At 47.5% G+C, this 18,662-nt stretch carries 13 protein-coding genes; 9 read left to right on the forward strand and 4 right to left on the reverse strand.

Annotation, left to right across the window (positions count from 1 at the left end; all coding sequences use genetic code 11):
- Positions 1–190: 190 nt before the first annotated feature.
- The 3 genes from AOT11_RS17470 to AOT11_RS17480 all read left to right on the forward strand — a co-directional run bounded on the left by AOT11_RS17470 (position 191) and on the right by AOT11_RS17480 (position 6,228).
- Positions 191–1,981: an alpha-amylase family glycosyl hydrolase gene (locus tag AOT11_RS17470; RefSeq protein ID WP_026050602.1), complete on the forward strand. Its 1,791-nt coding sequence runs from the start codon at positions 191–193 to the stop codon at positions 1,979–1,981.
- Positions 1,982–2,207: 226 nt separating this feature from the next.
- Positions 2,208–3,386 carry a maltose/maltodextrin ABC transporter substrate-binding protein MalE gene (gene malE / locus AOT11_RS17475; RefSeq protein ID WP_017421705.1) on the forward strand — a complete coding sequence of 393 codons (1,179 nt, stop codon included), beginning with the start codon at positions 2,208–2,210 and terminating at the stop codon, positions 3,384–3,386.
- A gap of 61 nt (positions 3,387–3,447) precedes the next feature.
- Positions 3,448–6,228, forward strand: coding sequence for an amylo-alpha-1,6-glucosidase (locus AOT11_RS17480; RefSeq protein WP_017421704.1), 2,781 nt, complete (start codon positions 3,448–3,450; stop codon positions 6,226–6,228).
- Positions 6,229–6,343: 115 nt separating this feature from the next.
- Here AOT11_RS17480 and AOT11_RS17485 read toward each other — a convergent pair whose 3' ends face one another.
- The gene (locus AOT11_RS17485) at positions 6,344–7,195 is read right to left on the reverse strand and encodes a MalM family protein (protein ID WP_026050603.1); all 852 of its coding nucleotides are present in this window, start codon (positions 7,193–7,195) and stop codon (positions 6,344–6,346) included.
- Positions 7,196–7,270: 75 nt separating this feature from the next.
- Positions 7,271–8,542 (reverse strand): carbohydrate porin, encoded by a 1,272-nt coding sequence (locus tag AOT11_RS17490; RefSeq protein WP_026050604.1) that lies wholly within the window; start codon positions 8,540–8,542, stop codon positions 7,271–7,273.
- A 433-nt stretch (positions 8,543–8,975) separates the two neighbouring features.
- Here AOT11_RS17490 and glgX point away from each other — a divergent pair, with 433 nt between their 5' ends.
- The 3 genes from glgX (at position 8,976) to AOT11_RS17505 (ending at position 14,574) form a co-directional block, all read left to right on the forward strand.
- Positions 8,976–10,961: a glycogen debranching protein GlgX gene (gene glgX / locus AOT11_RS17495; RefSeq protein ID WP_026050605.1), complete on the forward strand. Its 1,986-nt coding sequence runs from the start codon at positions 8,976–8,978 to the stop codon at positions 10,959–10,961.
- Positions 10,962–11,115: 154 nt separating this feature from the next.
- Positions 11,116–12,924: a sensor domain-containing diguanylate cyclase gene (locus AOT11_RS17500; protein ID WP_017421700.1), complete on the forward strand. Its 1,809-nt coding sequence runs from the start codon at positions 11,116–11,118 to the stop codon at positions 12,922–12,924.
- Positions 12,925–13,377: 453 nt separating this feature from the next.
- Positions 13,378–14,574, forward strand: a complete 1,197-nt coding sequence (locus AOT11_RS17505; protein ID WP_017421699.1) for a GGDEF domain-containing protein — start codon at positions 13,378–13,380, stop codon at positions 14,572–14,574.
- Positions 14,575–14,595: 21 nt separating this feature from the next.
- On the opposite strand, the gene AOT11_RS17510 is transcribed toward AOT11_RS17505, so the two are convergent.
- Positions 14,596–14,871, reverse strand: coding sequence for a hypothetical protein (locus AOT11_RS17510; RefSeq protein ID WP_011151480.1), 276 nt, complete (start codon positions 14,869–14,871; stop codon positions 14,596–14,598).
- A 179-nt stretch (positions 14,872–15,050) separates the two neighbouring features.
- Between AOT11_RS17510 and AOT11_RS17515 the strand changes: the two genes are divergently transcribed.
- Both AOT11_RS17515 and AOT11_RS17520 read left to right on the forward strand, forming a co-directional pair.
- A complete protein-coding gene (locus AOT11_RS17515; protein ID WP_026050606.1) occupies positions 15,051–15,896 on the forward strand; it encodes a pirin family protein in 846 nt (281 codons plus the stop codon).
- 138 nt (positions 15,897–16,034) lie between these two features.
- A complete protein-coding gene (locus AOT11_RS17520; protein ID WP_089529834.1) occupies positions 16,035–17,372 on the forward strand; it encodes an IS4-like element ISVvu3 family transposase in 1,338 nt (445 codons plus the stop codon).
- Positions 17,373–17,433: 61 nt separating this feature from the next.
- Here AOT11_RS17520 and ppnP read toward each other — a convergent pair whose 3' ends face one another.
- A complete protein-coding gene (gene ppnP, locus AOT11_RS17525; protein ID WP_011082111.1) occupies positions 17,434–17,715 on the reverse strand; it encodes a pyrimidine/purine nucleoside phosphorylase in 282 nt (93 codons plus the stop codon).
- Between the two features lie 215 nt (positions 17,716–17,930).
- On the opposite strand from ppnP, the gene AOT11_RS17530 reads away from it, so the two are divergent.
- Complete coding sequence (locus AOT11_RS17530) at positions 17,931–18,440, forward strand: DUF2850 domain-containing protein (RefSeq protein WP_017419873.1); 510 nt, start codon at positions 17,931–17,933, stop codon at positions 18,438–18,440.
- Positions 18,441–18,662: the final 222 nt, after the last annotated feature.

Below are 18,662 nucleotides of genomic sequence, written 5' to 3' on the forward strand. Positions count from 1 at the left end.
GCCTAATTAAAACACGCTTCTTGCTAAGTTTAACGGCATATTTGTTAAATTCTTGAGCTAAGGTTACTTAAGTATACACATAGCCTCAGAGAATCCGCTCTACGCCCCCGATAAGGATGAGTTCAAGCCGTCGCATATCCGTTAACTTGCCCCAATAATAATGACCCTACAAACATGGGATAAATGTGAAATGAAAAAACAAAAATTCACCGTTTACCAAGTATTTACTCGTTTATTTGGCAACAAAGTTCAGCACAGCCGACCTTGGGGAAGCAAAGAGGAAAATGGCGTGGGTAAGTTCAGTGATTTTACCGACCTCGCACTCAAAGAGATTCGTCAACTTGGCATTAGCCATATTTGGTACACGGGCGTGCCACATCATGCGTTGGTGGCGGATTATCAACACCATGGTATTGGGCACGATCACCCTGCCGTCGTGAAAGGGCGTGCCGGCTCGCCCTATGCCGTCAAAGATTACTACTCGGTGAATCCCGATCTGGCCGACAATCCGGCAGAACGATTGTCAGAGTTTGCCGCGCTAATTGAGCGTACCCATCGCCACGGCATGAAAGTGATCATCGATATCGTACCCAACCACGTTGCGCGCAAGTATCACGGATTAAACAACCCTGAAGGGGTGCGTGACTTTGGTGCTGATGACGACACCTCTGTCGAATATCACCGAGACAACAACTTTTACTATATTCCAGGGCAAGCCTTTCAACTGCCTGACTTTCCAACGCCCTTTACCCCACTCGGCGGCGAGGCGCACCCACAATTGCAGTGGCCTTACGAAGAGTTCCCTGCCAAATGGACCGGCAACGGCTCGCGCTTAGCCAAACCTCAGTTTGATGATTGGTATGAAACGGTCAAAGTCAATTACGGTGTACGACCCGATGGCAGCAAAGACTTTGCCGAATTGCCAGCGGATTTTGCACAGAAAACCGCAGCAGCGCACTTTGCCTTTTGGCAGCAGCAAGACGTACCTGACTCGTGGAAGAAATTTCGCGACATCGCTCTGTATTGGCTCGAATTCGGCGTCGATGGTTTCCGTTACGACATGGCCGAGATGGTCCCTGTCGAGTTTTGGAGCTATCTCAACTCACACATCAAAATGCGCAATCCTGATGCGTTTTTGATGGCCGAAGTGTATCAGCCTCATCTATACCGCGATTACATTCACTTGGGCAAAATGGATTATCTGTACGACAAAGTGGATTTGTACGACGGGCTCAAAGCGGTGATACAAAACCGCGCTTCGACCGCAATCATCGGCGAGATCCAAGCGCAAATGATGGACATCGAACACCATATGCTGCACTTCCTCGATAACCATGACGAGCAGCGCCTCGCCTCGCCTCAGTTTGCTGGGGATGCGGAGTTTGGTCGCCCTGCAATGTTGGTCTCGGCTTTACTCAGTAGCTCACCCACCATGATTTATTTTGGTCAGGAAGTGGGCGAAGCAGGGGCAGAATTGGGCGGCTTTGGCCTGCCTAGCCGCACGTCGATTTTTGACTATGTGGGCGTGCCCGAGCATCAAAAATGGATGAATGAAGGCCAGTTTGATGGCGGCCAACTAAATGAGAAACAACGCGCGCTGCGGGCGTTCTATATACGTTTACTCAACTTCACCTTAACCCACTCAGCAATGAGCGGTGAGTATTGCGATTTGTACTCCACCAACCAACAAGCATTGAGTCACTTCTGCCATCTGTTTGCTCGTTTCGATTCTCAGCAGTTGGTGCTGGCTGCCAGCAACTTTTCAGCACACCACAGCAATACATGCCAAGTGGTGTTGCCTGAGGCGTTGATCGCGCAACTTGGACTTGCGGATGGGCAATATACCTTAGTGGATAAACTCAGTGACCAATCCAGTCATCATGCCAGTGAAACCCTGCAACTGAACGTCAATCACGGTCAAGGTCGAGCTTGGCTCACCCTACCCCCTTTTGCCGCCAGTGCATGGGTACTTGAGCTATAACAGTGGAAAAAACGGCCATTAGAAAAGACCCATAAAAACAGTTCTTGGGCTTGTTCACAGTTTGGCACTCTGGGGACAAGCCTCTTCCTTTCTTTCTGCACCTTGTGACCGCTTTACTCCGCACTGATATAAAAACTTTCTATATCACTGTTTGTGTTAACTATTTCTCTGCGGGTTCTGTCAGGGGTAATATTCCACTTAGAACATATTACGCGAGACAATAACAATGAAACCGATTATCAAAACACTTTCTGTTTGTACGCTTGCCTCCTTAATGACGGCGCCAGTTATGGCGATGCAAGAAGGGGAAATCACCATCTGGATCAACGGCGACAAGAGCTACCAAGGCTTAACCGAAATAGGTCGTCAATTTGAACAAGATACGGGCGTGAAAGTGATCGTCCAGCATCCTGAGTCACTGGAAGCCAAATTCCAACAACATGCCGCTACGGGCGGTGGTCCAGACATCATTTTCTGGGCCCACGATCGTTTTGGTGGTTATGCCGAAGCGGGTTTGCTTTACGAAGTGAAACCGAGCAAAGAGTTCAAAGAAAAACTGGTCGATTTCAGCTGGGATGCCGTTACGGTTAACGGCAAAATTGTCGGCTACCCATTGGCCATTGAAGCCCCTTCTCTTATCTACAACAAAGACTTACTGCCAGAGCCACCTAAAACGTGGGAAGAGCTGCCACAGATCCAAAAGCAGATGCAAAAACAAGGTAAGCAAGCGATCATGTGGGACATCAAAAATGCCTATTTCACTTGGCCAGTCATCTCCTCTGGTGGCGCATTTGCCTTTGAAAAAATCGACGGCGGATACAATGCCAAGAGCACAGGGGTAAACAACCAAGCAGGCATCCATGGCCTTCAATATCTGGTGGATATGGTCAACCAAGGTGTCCTCAACCCTGATATGGATTACTCCGTTGCGGAAGCGGCTTTCACCAAAGGCGAAGCGGCGATGACCATTAACGGCCCTTGGTCTTGGGGGAACTTAGATAAACTCAACGTCAATTACGGTGTTGCCGTTCTGCCTACTCTTAACGGTGGCAAAGGCAATCCGTTTGTCGGCATTCTCAGTGCCGGCATTAACGCCGCTAGCCCAAATACCGATTTGGCGGTCGAGTTTTTGGAAAACTATCTATTCCAAGATGAGGCGCTAAAAATCATGAACAACGACAAACCACTTGGCGCTGTGACATTGAAATCGTTCCAAACCATCTTAGAAAGTGATGAGCGCATTAAATCCACTATGATTAATGCTGAGAATGGCGAAATTATGCCAAACATTCCACAGATGACGGCTTACTGGTTTGCCGAAGGCGCAGCCATTGACAACGCAATGCAAGGTAAGCAGAGCGTGAAAGACGCCCTCGACATGGCCGCGAAGCAAATCACCAAATAAAGATTTCATCGTATCCTTGGCACAGTTCGCTGTGCCTTTTTTCGTTTTAGGAACCTAAACCATGCACACGCTTCCCACCCTGTATCTTAAAGGGACTTTCAATGGTTGGGGATTAGATACCCCGTTTGTGCCCGCTTCACCGCAGCAACTTCAAGCTTGCGTTGTCCTTTCTGCTGATCGCCATCAGTTTAAAATTGCCGATAAAGATGGCACGGCGCAATGGACCTTTTCCGCCCACCCAACCCAAGCGATTGAACTGAATGAAGCGATCACGCAGCCGTTGATCGCCACTCAAGGCATCGGCAATGATCTTGTTTACATTCCGCAAAAAACCGAACGATTCACCTTAACCCTCGACTGCTCACAACCGCAGCCCAGCTTGACGATCACCAAAGGGGCGAACAATGCGGAAGTCGAGGTTGAACGAGCGCAGCTGCATAGCCAGTTGATCCCTACCTGTGGCCCCACACCAAACGCGCCCCATCGTGAACATGCTCTTGCTATCGACACTCTGTTTGACACATTGGCCATTGAAGAAAACCGCCGTTTCCCGTTTGTATTTGGTGATAATGTCGACGGCTACTATGAAGGTCAAACGCACTGCTTTGTTGGCGCGGGTCGCTATCGACATCATCAAGGTTGGTATCTCGGCGGTTTTGCGGCCTTTGTCGACGGCCAGCTCCTCAACAAACCAGAAGCCTGCCGTGCTCGCTTACTGCCTTATGGCATTGAACATCACTACACCTGCCACAGTCGCGATCGTTTGAGCGTTCATTCAGGGCAACGGCAAGTGGCACTAAGCGTGCAAAGCGTTGAGCCCACCACTTTAGCCATCGTGCCTGAGCTCAACATTGCCCTCAACGATTGCCAAATAAAAACCTATGGCCAATGTGTGTTGATTGAGATCAACCCCGAACGAGTGCCCGAAGGCGCGCCAAGATTCCTTGCTCTGAGTGCCAACCAAGCCGTAGAAGCGCAAGAGGTGACGTTTGAGCAATGCCCTGCATTGGATTATGCCGTTCATCTTGATGGTGGGAACTGCAAGCTGCGCATCACCACCAGTCAACCGAGCACGTTATTGACCCTTTACCTCTGCTTTGAACACGATAAAGACGCCGCGATACAGCAGGCGCAAAATGCGGCTTACCAGCATGCTGACTTACAACATCAACATCAGCTCTACCACTTCCTCACGGACAACGATTTCTACTGCGATGACCAAGAATATAACCGCGCTGTGATGTGGGCGAGATTGGCCAGTCGAACGTTCGTCAGCCACGAATTTGGTTTAGGCATTTGGGCGGGCTTGCCATGGTTTAAAGATTGTTGGGGGCGCGATACCTTCATCGCTCTGTCCGGCACGTCATTGATTAACGGCCTGTTTGATGAAGCCAAAGCGATCATCAGTAACTTTGCCTCCATGCAAAAATCCGACCTCGATAATGTCAATCATGGTCGTATCCCTAACCGAGTCACCAGCAAAACCAACATCATCTACAACACCACCGATGGCACGCCTTGGATGATTCGTGAAATCATGGAGTACCTTCACTACAGTGGTGATATGGCCTTTGCACAGCAGATCTACCCCGTGGTGCAGCGCTTTATCCAAGGCGTTGAAAAACACTATCTGGATGAAGATGGATTGATGTCGCATCGCGATCCGGATACTTGGATGGACGCCAAAATTAACGGGCAGATCCCGTGGTCACCTCGCGGCCCGAAAGCCAATGACATTCAAGCGTTGTGGTTTGAGAGCCTACAAATCGCCGAGCAACTGGCGCTTTGGCAAGGTGATGAGGCGTTTGCTCAACACTGCCACCAGCTCGCCACCAAAGCGCAAGAGAGCTTTGTCGCCAAGTTTTGGCAGCCAGAGAGTCGCTGTTTAGCCGATTGTCTGCGTCATGGTGACGAGGCTGATCTCAGCCAGCGCCCCAATCAGTTGATGGCATTAACCATCCCGATGAAACGTAACTTGCTTGCTGCCGAGATTGGCCAGCATTTAGTGAAAAACTGCGTTGAACAATTGTTGTTTCCATGGGGGATCTGCTCTCTGACTCAAAGCCATCAAGATTTTCACCCGTATCACGATAACCGCAGCGAATACCATAAGGACGCCGCCTACCACAACGGCACCATTTGGGGCTGGAATGCTGGCTTTACCGTGAGCGCATTGTGTCAATTTGGCCAACAAGATTTCGCTTACCAGCTCAGCAAGAATCTCGCTAAGCAAATTTTGACCCAAGGTCATCGTGGCGCCATGAGTGAAAACCTCGACGCCTTCCAGCAAGACGAAAACGCGTTAGTGATGACAGGCACCTACGCACAAGCGTGGTCCGTTTCTGAGTTTGCACGTAATGCTCAGCAAGATTATTTGGGCTTTATGCCAAGATTGGCTGAAAAGCGAATGCTCCTGCATCCACAGTTACCCTCACGCTGGCACAAGGTGAAGGCGCGCTTGCCTTTTGGCCAACACAACGCTTTGCTGTTCACGGTTACGCGCCCGGGCAACACAGGGCAAAACAACACGCTTATTTACAGTGTAAAACCAGAACGCGTGGAGCCCGAGGTTCAGCTCACCTTGGTGCTTGAACTGGAAGACACGCAGTTGCACTTAACCTTCCCACTGAATGAAGCGCACTCGTTTATTGTTCGTGACGGCCAACTCAAACCGCTGGCACCGGAGGTAATGCTCACCGTGGTAGACAAACCCCACTACGCTCTGTTGGAAAATCTCTCCTTTGCTCAGCCTGATTGGCAAAGAAAGCACCATGCCTTGCAGCAGCAAGATTACTTACGCCAAAAACGCATGGCTGACAATCTTGCCCTTGCTGAGGATTAACCCATTCCAGACCATCGATCCAGATCATAGCTCCAGATCATAGGTTGCAAAGCAAAAAGGCGCTCCAGATGGAACGCCTTTGTTTTTGATGATGTTTTTATCGAATCAAAAATCGTTATTTTTTACTGTTCACCGCTTTCACAAACGCTTCTTGTGCACCCGGAATGTTCAGCGCTTTGGCTTCATCCAGTAGGCTCAAAGCTTTCGGGATGTCTCCCTTCGCGACCGCTTGTTCAATCGCCGATAAATAGAATTTTTGCGATTCTGGCTGCGCTTTGATGGCTTTTTCGACCACTGGGGCGGGTGCCACGTCAGCGGGTTTCACAGGGTCAATCGCACGGAATGGGCGCAATTTCAGCGTCTCCACTTGCACTTCAACACGGCCGCCCAAGCGATGGGTATAAACCGGATCGGTCACCATCGGCATCACTTCACCAAACTCTTTGGCGCGTACCTTCGCAGGATGGTCAACCGTGACCTGTTTGCCCAACTGATCGGCTGGGGTGTAAATCACAAAGTAAGGGGTTTGTTCTGCATTGGTTGTGAAACGTTCAATGTAACGCGTTCTGGTGAACGCATCCGAAGGCAAAATTTGAAAATCCGCCAGCTTGAAGGTTTCTACGACTTTAAACTGGTTGTCGAGCAGCAGCACTTCTGGCGCAAAAACGCTGTCATCGATCATTAAACTCGAGACCGTAACGGTCACATCACCACTACGATCGCTAAAACGGAACGCAGCAAAATGGCTATTGCCTTGGCTAAACGTACCCACGGGCGACGCCAGATCAACGTCAAACTTGATGTCTTCCTTATCGTTTAATTGCGCGTAAGGAAATTGAGAGAATTCGGTACAGCAAACTTCTGCATTCGTTGGGGGAGCCAACTCGGTTTGCACTTGCGCATCCGAGGCACAACCGGCAAGCAAGGCACCCAGAACGACAGCTAACAAAGAGTGTTTGTTTTTCATTATATTTCTCACTATGTGGTTGTAGGATACAAAGTCAAAAAGGCAGCCTTCTGGCTGCCTTTAATACTAATCGGTTTAGAACCAAATTTCAGTGTGAACACCGAAGACAAATTGGTCTTTACCGTTTTCGATACCAATGATTTTAGCACTAGCTTCATCGTCGGCTTTGATGTAGCTGATGTAAGGTTTGATTTGTGGGCGACCGAAGTAGTCAGAGTTTGCAGTAAACGCAGTTGCTACTTCTAGGTTTAGAATGTTGCTTTCTACGTCATCACCTGTACGGCCCCAGTAACCTTTGTCACCTTCTTCGTGACCGTAAGATGCGGTTGCTTCTAGACGCACGTTTTCGTTCAGTTTGTATGAAGGACGCGCAGCTACGATGTAGCGAGTCAAACCTTTCGCACCAAACAGTTGGTCAAGAGCTGTCATGTAGGTTGCTTCTGTACCCAACTGAACTTTATCAGAGATGTTCCAAACACCGTAAGAGGTCAGGAATAGAGATTCAGCGTTGTCATCACCGCCTGACCAGCTACCAAAGTTCACACCACGGTTTTGCATTACACCTTTGCCGTAAGCGATCGCCGTTTGAGTCCAACCGTCTAGGCCGTAGTAGCTGGTGTTCAACGTCACAGACGCACCGAAGCCATCGTCGTCCTTACCTGGTTTAGATTGGTGGCCAATTTTCAGATCGAAGTCTAGGCTACCGATACCTGCATCTACACCATAGTAGTACAGATCAAGTGACGACAAAGTAGTACGAGGATCTGTTTTATGCTTGTCACCAAAAGTATTGATTGGGTCAGCCATGACGTAAGCGATACCCGCAGTGTTACCACCCAATTTAGTCTGTAGACCTGCACCGATACCAGAAGATTGCTTCCAGAACTCGCCAGATAGGATACCCGCTGCGCGGTTTAGGTAACGTTGACCACCCCAAATTGACGTGTCTTCACCTAGAATGCCACCTAGCTCAACAAACGCTTCTTTTACTGCGAAGCCATCTTCATCACGAACAGCTTCATCACCATCTGAAGAGTATGCATAAGAGTTACCGTTACCGAATTCGGTACGTACTACGTAGTCCGCCCACACACCGTTTTCGTACTCAGAGTGTTTTTTAACAACGAATTCAACTTGGTTGGTGCTCTTACCGTGAGTACCTGCTGTTTTGTAATCTGGGCGACCAAATTCTGTGTCTGTTGTCGTGCCGTCTACAACACGTACGTTAGAAGACATGTAACCGTGAACTTCCCAACCATCAGTTACCACATCAGTACCCGCAGCAAACGCAGTACCCGCTGCTAAAGTAGAAGCCACTGCGGCAGCGATCAAACTTACTTTTTTCATTCTTAACTCCATTAAGGACTATTCTTATATATCTCTCCATGAAGTCACTCACCAGGCAGTAGAGTTTGTGTTTTCAAGAAGAGAGGTAAGACGGGACTAGGTCCCCAGTTGTTTCAACAGTGACTATCCTATGAAAGGCGGAGAAGAATGACGTCCTCCACCCCGAAAAAAAACAGGGGGGATGAGAAGGGATGAGAATTTTTATGGCATGATGTTTTATAGAGCAAGATCACTGATTTAGGGTGGAGTTGGTAACTTTGTTAGTGATTTGCTGGCTACAAAATGAGGGCTGATTCATATTTTTGCCAAATATGAACGTTAGAAAGAAAGTTTATTACATTTATATTAATCGCTGGGGGGCGCTTGACCTCAGTAGGACAAAGTTTTTTACTAGTGGTTCCGAAAGATGGAAACTGAACTAAGAAAAATAACTATGACAACATCGCTCGCTCGCCCCTATCCATTGGGTGTAACGTTACACGATAAAGGCTGCAATTTTGCCGTCCATTCTCCGGATTGCGCGTCTATTCGCCTCGCTCTGTTTGATGACAACAACGAATTTAAAACTTTTGAACTCAGTGAAGAATACGCCGGCATCCGTTATACCTTTGTAGAGAATGTCCAGCATGGACAAAAGTATGGCTTCATTATCGACACTGACAACGGCCCACTGCTTCTCTCCGATCCTTATGCTAAAGCCTTGGATGGCCCTCTCCACTACCAAACACCTTACAGTGCAGAGAAAAGCTTCTCCATGCCAAAATGTGTGGTATATCAAGATGATTTTGATTGGCAGGGTATCGAATCTCCACGCATTCCTCGTGAAGAGATTGTGCTGTTTGAAACACATGTGAAAGGCTTAAGCAAACTGAATCCGGAAGTGGCACCTGCGGCACAAGGTCGTTACCTTGGCTTAGTCAGTGATGCCATGTTGGCGTTTTACAAACAACAAAACATCAACACGCTGCAACTGCTGCCCGTCGCAGCGTGTATGCACGAACCGCACTTGCTCGACATGGGTAAAGTCAACTATTGGGGTTACAACCCATATCTTTTCATGGTGCCAGACCCTCGCTATGCCGACACAGACGCCATTTTGGAATTGAAAACAGCGATTCGAGAACTGCACCGCAACGGCATCCAGGTGATTTTAGATGTGGTCTACAACCACACAGCGGAAGGGGGAGCAGGCCCGACAATCTTTAATCTCAAAGGGCTCGATTCGCGCTGCTACTTCAAGCATGGCAGCCATTTCGCCAATTTCACTGGCTGTGGTAATACCGTCGATCTCACCTATCAGCCAGCGCTAAATTTAGTGATGGATACGTTGCGCTATTGGGTCAGCGAATTCAAAGTTGATGGTTTCCGCTTTGATTTAGCGGCAACCTTGGGCCGCCAAGGGGATGACTACAGCCGAGATGCGGCCTTTTTCAAAGCCGTCGCGCAAGATCCTGTCCTAAAAGAAACCAAGCTGATTGCCGAACCGTGGGACATCGGGCCCAACGGCTATCAAGTGGGCAATTTCCCATTTGGGTGGAACGAGTGTAACGACAAGTTGCGCGACATCACCCGCAGCTTCTGGCGTGGCGATCAAGGCTATCTCAAAGAGTTTGCTACCCGTTTGATGGGGTCACGCGATATCTACAGTGCGGCCAACTGGCCATACAAGCTAACGGTCAACTACATCACCTATCATGATGGCTTTACCATGCAAGATTTGGTGTCGTACAAGCACAAACACAACGAAGATAACGGCGAACAGAATCGCGACGGACATGGTGACAACCGCTCAGAAAACTACGGGGCCGAAGGGCCAACGGAAAATCTGATGATCATCGCCACTCGTGAGAAACAAAAGCGCAACTTTATGGCCAGTTTGCTGTTTGCGTTTGGTATCCCACACATTCTCACCGCCGATGTGCTGTCTCATAGCCAAAAAGGCAATAACAACGCCTACTGCCAAGACAACGAAACCAGTTGGTTGAACTGGGAGTACTCTGAGCGTAAGCATGATTTTCGTCACTGGCTGGCGCAAATGGTGGAAAATCGCCAACGCTATATGGTGCCGTTTATTCGCGCCTTCAGTGGCCCAAGCCGCAATCTCAACCGCATCTACTGGCGTCGGGTTGACGGCGTTCATATGGAGCACGATGATTGGAACCGTTTGAGCGCGGTTTCTCTGCACATTGGCATTGGTGAAAAAGGCGATGAAATGGTCTATTTAATTAACCAAACCAGTGCGCCAGCACGCTTTACGCTGCCTGATGACAATCAGCAGCAGTGGACCTACATCTGCGACACCAATGTACGTAATGTCTCTCCCGAGGTAGCACAAGGAGAAGTGTTACTTTCGCCTGTTTCTATGGCTATCCTGCATTACCAGCCGCCAGAAAGCGCGCCTTCAACAGCGGCTGTTTAGCGGTTTACTTTTTCACCCAAACTTCATCAAAAGGCCAGCAATACGCTGGTCTTTTCATCACTTAGGCTTTCTTCAGGTAATACGCATTGAAGTGCACATAAGAACTCTCTAATATTGCGAGCCACATAACACTATAAATAACGTCATTGGCAAAATGGAATTACCTAAAACGCTTATCCGGCTTTTACGTCCTTATCTCATCGCATTAACCTGCACGATGATTTATCTGGCTTATCATCAGTTCAAACAGTCCGAGGAAGCTGTCTACCAACAATCTCAGTCACATATTATTACCGCCAGCAGTCTTATCCATGCGCAGATCGAAGCGGTTTACAGTAAATTTTATCTGTTAGAAAAATCGCTACTGGCCGCTCACCTTGACCCGAGTAACGCAGACAGTCAGACGATTGCACAGCACATTCTTTCTCACTCCAATAACTACTCAAACATCCTGTTTTGGCGCAAAAATAGCCCCACTTTGCTAGACATGTCGGGAAAACAACAAGCCATCAATCCTTACAAACTCTACTGGCACCCACTCAAGACAGTGCGCGATAAGTTCGAAATTTCCTCTCTCTATCAAAATAACAAGAATCGCTGGGTATTTGCCGTCCGCCATATCAATCCGAATATTGATGGGCAGCTGTGGATTGAGTTTGATCTCCTTTTTACCACTCAATACCTCAAGGGGCTTAAGATCCTCGACAAAGGCTATGTGTTCGTGGTGGAGAAATCGACAGGCAAACTGGTATTCCATCCCGATCCTCATCGAATCGGCACCTTATCCATCAGCTTTAACAGCGGCATTGCTCAACAAATCGCAACCGGACACCCATTTGGGAAATACGAGTATTACTACCGCGACAACTTTAAGTTGGCCGTCTTCAATACGGACAACGATCTAGATTGGGTCTTTATCTCCGGCACCGACCGAGCAGACATACTCTCAAGCAGCGACCAATTTAGCCTCACGGCGGTGGTGATCGCCTCACTACTTGGCCTGGCGATCATCATTAATTATTTAAGCTATCGACTCAGCGATCAGCTAGCGCAATTGGGTCAATGCCGCTCGTTGCTCGACTTCAAACAACAGCTCAAAATCTTACTCAACCGTTTTTACTTCAACTCCGGGGTTCAGTTTTGCCTCTATGATCCCATCAACCAGATGTTTTCCACCTTGGACTATCACGGCAATAAAAAACCTTTGCTACAAAACGATGACTTGGTTGCGCAATTATCGGCAAATGCTCTGAGCTTTCACCACCAGCACGATGCCGATCCACTGGCAGTCAAACTGCAAATCAACGGCAATCACTATCGTATGGCGCTGTATGACGGAGAGCGTTTAAATGGTGTGATCTACCTGCGAAAACGCTTTCCAACACAAAAAGCGGTGATCAGCATAGTGCAAAACTATGCTCAAACAACGTTAGCCAATCTGCTGTTGCATGAGCAGTTACGCCATCAAGACCCGATGACGCAACTGGAAAACAAAGCCAGCTTGGCCAATACCGTCCAGCGAGAGCTCGGTAAAGAAGCCCTCTATTTAGCGATGATCAACATCGACAACTTCCAACGCATTAATGACTCTTTTGGCCATCCTGTTGGGGATATGGTGATCCGAAAAACCGCTCAGATGATTCGCGATGCCTTTCCTAAACCCAATGGGCTGTGTTTAGCTCGTTATGGCAGTGAAGAGTTTGCCGTATTATTTCAATCCAGCGACGCCCATGAAGCGCAAACGCAGCTTAACGAGCTCAAGCACGCCATCAGTAACACGCGATTGCTTGAAGCGGGATTGCCCGTGGGATACTCGATTAGTGTCGGCTTGACGAAACTTGCACCGAGCTACCACGAGACCATCGAAAACGCAGAACGTGCTCTGCAACGTGCGAAAAACTTAGGGAAAAACAGAGTGGTGACTCACTTCTCTGAGAGCTCAGCCAAAACCAGTTGCGCATAAAACTAGCTCAACTTTCCACCCAACCAGCCACTACTCTTAGCAAAACGCGCCGAGAGTAGTGGCTCAAAAACAAATTAATACACTGTTATTTAAAGAATAAAACTCCAATTTACTTTAAAGCTCACTCTTTTTTCATTAGCTCAAAACCCTACCTTTTCTCTTAGATTTTTTACGCATTAAAAGCAAGAAACCATAACTACCAGTTATATCTAGTTGCAGTCTCTTAGCAGCCTCGCTCGCTCGCCAATGGCTTGAAACACATGGCTAGTAAGGCTTTGTGAACCTGTTCTTTGTCACTCTTTCCCCTTTCAGTAATTACACAATGAGCAATAAAATTCATATAAAACATGGCTCTTATCACATTAAAAGTAACGTGATATTCCTTCAAACTTCTATTTCTCACCTAGAATTAAGTGGCGGGAAAGCGACGAAAGAACAACGTAAAGGACAAAAATGACTAAATTAGTAGGGCAACATCTTGAAGAAATGGCAGACATTCGATCAACAAGAAAGAAGAAAATTGTTGGTCTGTGTTCTGTTGCCGCTTCCGTGATGTTTTTCTACTGTGCAATCGAACAATTTGCGCAATCGGACTTGGCTTTAGGCGCATTAAATGGCTTAGCGGCCATGATTTGTTTGGGCAATTTCTTGTACATCAAGTCGGTAGAAAATCCACTCTACGCGGATTTAGTCCTCAGCTGTTTGATGTTATTGGATGCGCTGTTGCTGTTTTTATATGGCGATGCTACTGCTGACAAAATGTTGGTCCTTTTCCCACTGTTAGCTACCGTCATTCTGATCAACAGCTTCAATATTGGCTTGCTGCTGAGTGGTTCTTTCTGTTTTATCGTCGCCTATTCACTGTTTTTTGCCAAAACAGTGGTGCTGACAGGGCTACTCGATACAACCCAGTTTTTTATCGCCCTCATCGCAACCTGTATTGTCTGTCACACATCAACCTACTACTACAGCAAAGTGGTTCACTATATTCAGAGCCTATACCAAGAAGGGATTGAGGATCTTGCCTACCTCGATCAACTGACGGGTTTAGCCAACCGTTGGAGTTTTGAAAACTGGGCAAAAGATAAACTGCGGGAGATAGATGCCACACCGAGCACGTGCATCACTGCATTGGTTTTTCTCGATATCGATAACTTTAAACACATCAACGATGCGTATGGCCACGACGTGGGAGATCGCGTCTTGCAACACTTTGCCAACCGTTTGAAGAACAACGTCCGCAACAAAAATCGCAGAACAGATAAGCACGATTATTCAATCGCACGTTTTGCCGGAGATGAGTTTGTGCTGATGCTTTACGATGTGAAAACCAAGCAAGACCTCGACAACATTCTGCAACGCATTGTCGGCTTATTTACTACGGGTTACTTAGCGCATGAAAGAATCAATGAACTGACACTCAGTGTCGGCGCGGCAATTTATCAGCAAGACGCTTTTGAACTTTCGGAGTTAACACGTTGTGCGGACAAAGCGATGTATTCCGCCAAGCATTCAGGCAAAAACCAGTACGCCTATTACGAAAACTGCACGCCGCCTCTACCACAAAAAAAAATGACGTACAGTGAGCCCTTGCCACCCACGGGCAATGTGTCACTCTTTATCAAAAAAGCGAACTCATCGTCAGAATAAGCGGCAGAATCGCAAGCCTCATCAGCCAGACATATACATCAGCCAGAGACAGACCAACAAAAATGTACACAACCAGATGGCGTAGCGAACGCGGTTCGGCTTATCAGGTCGCGGTTTAACCACTGGCTTCAATGCCGCACGTCTTGCTGTTTCAATGATGGTCGGCTCTTCTTCCAATCGTTCCCTACGGGCCTGAGCCTGATTGGCCACCGAAGTAAAGCGATGGCGCTGTTCAGACGTTAAATCTGGCGCGTCATATCTAGGGGGTCGGTCTCCATGCTTTGGTTGAACAGACAAAGGGCACCTCCTATCTTTCTCTTTCAAGTATAGACAAAAGCGTTTTCAACCATTCGAATCACCTCTCATAATTCAAAACTTTCGAATAGGGTGAACAAATTTTTCACCTGCTCTTGCTGCGAATCGCCACTAAACTGATACAAAACACACCGTATTTTCTACATTCACTGGAGCACGTAATGGCCAAAGTTCGAGCACTCAAACAGATCCGCGAATCGATTGCGACCAAAGATGGCGATGGTGTCAACATCACCCGTTTAGCTGGCTTTGAATGCCCAGATTTTTCACCCTTCCTGATGATTGATGAGCTGAAATCTGAAGACTCTGCAGACTATATTGGTGGCTTTCCGCCGCACCCACATCGCGGCATTGAAACCTTAACCTATATGCTTAATGGGCACTTTCAGCACAAAGATCATATGGGTAATGTGGGTGAACTGAGAAGTGGTGGTGCTCAATGGATGGCCGCAGGTCGAGGAGTCATTCACAGTGAAATGCCCATCATGACGGAAGGGCAACTGCATGGTTTTCAGATTTGGATCAATCAACCCGCAGCGAAAAAGATGACGCCAGCTCGCTATCATGATTTTCAGCCTGAGAGCATTACCGAGTATCGCAGTGAGCAGCATGATTTACTTCGTGTTATTGCGGGTAACCTTGAGGTCAACGGCAGAATATTGTCTGGGCCATTGACCGAGACCGGAGTCCCTCTCACTGTCGCCGATTGGCGCTCCGATACTCCAACAACCTTGATCGCCAAAGTGAGTAAGCACTTTCAATGCATGGTCTTTGTCTATCAAGGGACTCTCTCTATTGATGGCCAGAAACTCACTCAAGGCCACCTTGGCTTGATGGGCGAGGGTGACGTGCTCAAACTGACCGCCAGCCCCAACTGTGGCGTGCTGATTTTTGCAGGAGAGCCCATTCGTGAGCCCATCGTCCACTATGGCCCATTTGTGATGAACAGTGTCGATGAAATTAACCAAGCGATTAATGACTACAATTCTGGCCATTTTGTCGACTAAACGCAGCCAACGCTCCGTTTCACGGCGCACAAACAACAAAGCTCGGCCAATGCCGCAATGTAGATCAGATAAGGATCGGTTGACCGATCCTTCTGATGAGAGACAATCGGAAACCTGTTTATAGATTTCCGATTTTTTATGTCTATCCAAAACTATTTTGCTGACTTTCTTGAAGAGAGTCCTGTTGATGTCGCTCAGCTAACCACCTTCTCCGAGCATATTCCTGATGAGTGGGTTGCTAAAGCGGCAACACTTTCCGATAAAGCGACAATTCGTCGACGTCGTTTACCTAGTGATATGGTTCTTTGGCTTATTGTTGGAATGGCGTTTTTCCGCAATGAGTCTATTGCAGAAGTCGCACGGCGAATGAATGTCTGTGCCGAGGGCTTAGCCGATGAGGAACTGCTAGCTAAAAGTGCTTTAACGCAAGCAAGGCAACGCCTTGGTAAAGCTGCTCCAGAATGGTTGTTTAGACAATGCAGTCACACATGGGGTCTAGAGCGTTACCCCGAGGATACTTGGCAAGGCTTACAAGTCTTCGCTATTGATGGGGCTCTTTTTCGAACCGCTGATACATCAGAACTAAGAGAACATTTTGGGTCAGGTAATACATCCAGCGAGAGGCAGACACCTCATCCAGTACTTAGGGTGGTGACCATGATGAATATTCGCTCACATGTCATTGTAGACGCAGCTATAAGCCCCTATCGTCGTGGTGAAATACCGCTTGCAATGCCCTTTATTGACTCTCTACCTGATAACTCAGTGACTTTACTAGATAAGGGGTTTTATGGCGCAGACTTACTTCTTTCTCTCCAAAATAGTGGCTCCAACAGGCATTGGTTGTTACCAGCGAAGAAAGGGGTGAAATTCAGACTTCTGGACGATGAAGAGAGCGACGACATGTTGGTAGAAATGAAAGTCTCTCCACAGGCTCGCAAGAAAAATCCTAACCTACCTGAAAAATGGCAAGTCAGAGCCGTTACTTATCAAGTACAAGGTAAGCACAAAACAGTGTTTACGTCTTTGCCTAGGGAAGAGTACGATGCGGAATCAGTAGCCGAGCTTTACCATGAGAGATGGGAAATTGAGTTAGGGTACAGAGACATAAAAAGTTCGATGCAGCACAACGCGTTAGTGCTGAGGAGTAAGACGGTCGAGCTTGTCTATCAAGAGTTATGGGGGCTGTTGCTTGGTTATAACTTGGTAAGACGAGAAGCCAGTCAAGCGGCCGTAGCACATGGTCGAATGGCCAATGAAATCAGTTTTAAATACGCTTGTCAGTTCATCGCTAGTCAACTGAAAGTAATGAGCAAAGCGGTATCTCCAGGTAATACACCGAAGCGTCTAAAAAGTCTGCGCGGAGACTTATCCATCCTTTTTATAGACAAACGCCCTAAGCCAAATCGGCCTAGGGCGGTAAAAATATCAAAGACCCGATATCCTGTTAATCGCAAGGCAGCTCCTCTTAAGTGAACTACATTGCGGCCAATGCCGAGCTTTTTCATTCGATGAATCTATTGAGCCAAGTGTGCGCTTACAAATACTCACATAGGTAAGCAGTCGCGACTTCAACTTGCAGATCAAAAGAAGATTTTCCAGCAACTTCAAACGCTTCGCCCGCTTGATACGTGCTCCACTCTTCATCGCCTTCGCGTTTAATCACGAGCGCCCCTTTCACCACCGTCATACGCTCTGGAGCATCAGTACCAAAGGTGTAATTACCAGGGAGCATCACACCCACACTGCTGTCCTCACCTTGCTGATTGAACCCAAGAGACTTTACATTTCCGGCAAAATAGCTGTTTTCTTTAATCATTGTTTATCCTTAAACAGAGTGCTCTCTTTATTCCAGCACCCAAAATTACGACGATAGGCACTCTTTGTAACCTGTTTTTTCCCACTCCTCAAGCATTCATTGTGCGCAGCTTCACCGCCCTTTCTCTTGGCTATGCGCTTGGTTCAAAGTTTGACACTGAAAATTTGCCAAATAGCCCCTTAAAAACCACTATTAACAAGACAAGGAAGCGCAATATGGTTAAGAAATCCACGCAAAACAGCAAAAACAATCGTATCGAACAACAAGCCGAAAAACGCATTAACAACAAGCTGGCGATGTTTCGAGGGTTATTTGTGGTTTTTTTTCTGCTGTTGACGGGTTATTTTTCCTTCCGCATCTACTCAGAATACCAACTCTATGTTGATCCCGTGAATGTCTATGGTGAATGGATTGAGATCGGCGCACCGCCCTATCTGACGGAGCGTTTGACGCTTTCCGAGCAGGGCGTTTTTCGCAACAATCGCTTGGTGGCCACTCAATATCAGTTTGATGGCAAACGCATCATTGTCGAAACTGGCAATGGCCTCACCATTTATCAAGTCGCTGGTAGCGAATCCTCTCCGCAACTACGGCGCTTGCAACCCGCCACTCCCGTGCAACGTTTTGTCAAAAAAGGCTATGAAGACACCATCACGGAGAGTGCCTCAGGAGGCGCACAAAATCGCCGTGCTGCACTCAGCGAGCATTTCAATTCGTCCAACTAATTAGTATAAGTTTCTGAGTTGCATACTTTTTTGTTAAGTTAATTCCACTTATTTTCTCTTCCCCCAAATAGTATGCTATTTGATATTTTTCCATAAAACGCCAAACAATTAATAAAACTCTCAAGCACGGTTCCATTTTTTATGTAACACGCTGTTTCTTTCGCTCAGATTCTCCTCGGTCACTCGAAAAGCGTTTTAATTTTTTTTGCCGAAAAAAAAGAC

Origin of the sequence: Vibrio vulnificus NBRC 15645 = ATCC 27562 (assembly GCF_002224265.1) — a bacterium.
In the GTDB taxonomy this organism is placed as follows: Bacteria; Pseudomonadota; Gammaproteobacteria; order Enterobacterales; family Vibrionaceae; genus Vibrio; species Vibrio vulnificus.

Bases quoted from the DNA above. Each gene is read 5' to 3' on its own strand.
- malE (WP_017421705.1), top strand. From the start codon at position 2,208: ATGAAACCGATTATCAAAACACTTTCTGTTTGTACGCTTGCCTCCTTA.
- ppnP (WP_011082111.1), bottom strand. From the start codon at position 17,715: ATGATTAAAGAAAACAGCTATTTTGCCGGAAATGTAAAGTCTCTTGGG.
- AOT11_RS17485 (WP_026050603.1), bottom strand. From the start codon at position 7,195: ATGAAAAACAAACACTCTTTGTTAGCTGTCGTTCTGGGTGCCTTGCTT.
- AOT11_RS17515 (WP_026050606.1), top strand. From the start codon at position 15,051: ATGGCCAAAGTTCGAGCACTCAAACAGATCCGCGAATCGATTGCGACC.
- AOT11_RS17470 (WP_026050602.1), top strand. From the start codon at position 191: ATGAAAAAACAAAAATTCACCGTTTACCAAGTATTTACTCGTTTATTT.
- AOT11_RS17480 (WP_017421704.1), top strand. From the start codon at position 3,448: ATGCACACGCTTCCCACCCTGTATCTTAAAGGGACTTTCAATGGTTGG.
- AOT11_RS17505 (WP_017421699.1), top strand. From the start codon at position 13,378: ATGACTAAATTAGTAGGGCAACATCTTGAAGAAATGGCAGACATTCGA.
- AOT11_RS17530 (WP_017419873.1), top strand. From the start codon at position 17,931: ATGGTTAAGAAATCCACGCAAAACAGCAAAAACAATCGTATCGAACAA.
- AOT11_RS17520 (WP_089529834.1), top strand. From the start codon at position 16,035: ATGTCTATCCAAAACTATTTTGCTGACTTTCTTGAAGAGAGTCCTGTT.
- glgX (WP_026050605.1), top strand. From the start codon at position 8,976: ATGACAACATCGCTCGCTCGCCCCTATCCATTGGGTGTAACGTTACAC.
- AOT11_RS17490 (WP_026050604.1), bottom strand. From the start codon at position 8,542: ATGAAAAAAGTAAGTTTGATCGCTGCCGCAGTGGCTTCTACTTTAGCA.
- AOT11_RS17500 (WP_017421700.1), top strand. From the start codon at position 11,116: ATGGAATTACCTAAAACGCTTATCCGGCTTTTACGTCCTTATCTCATC.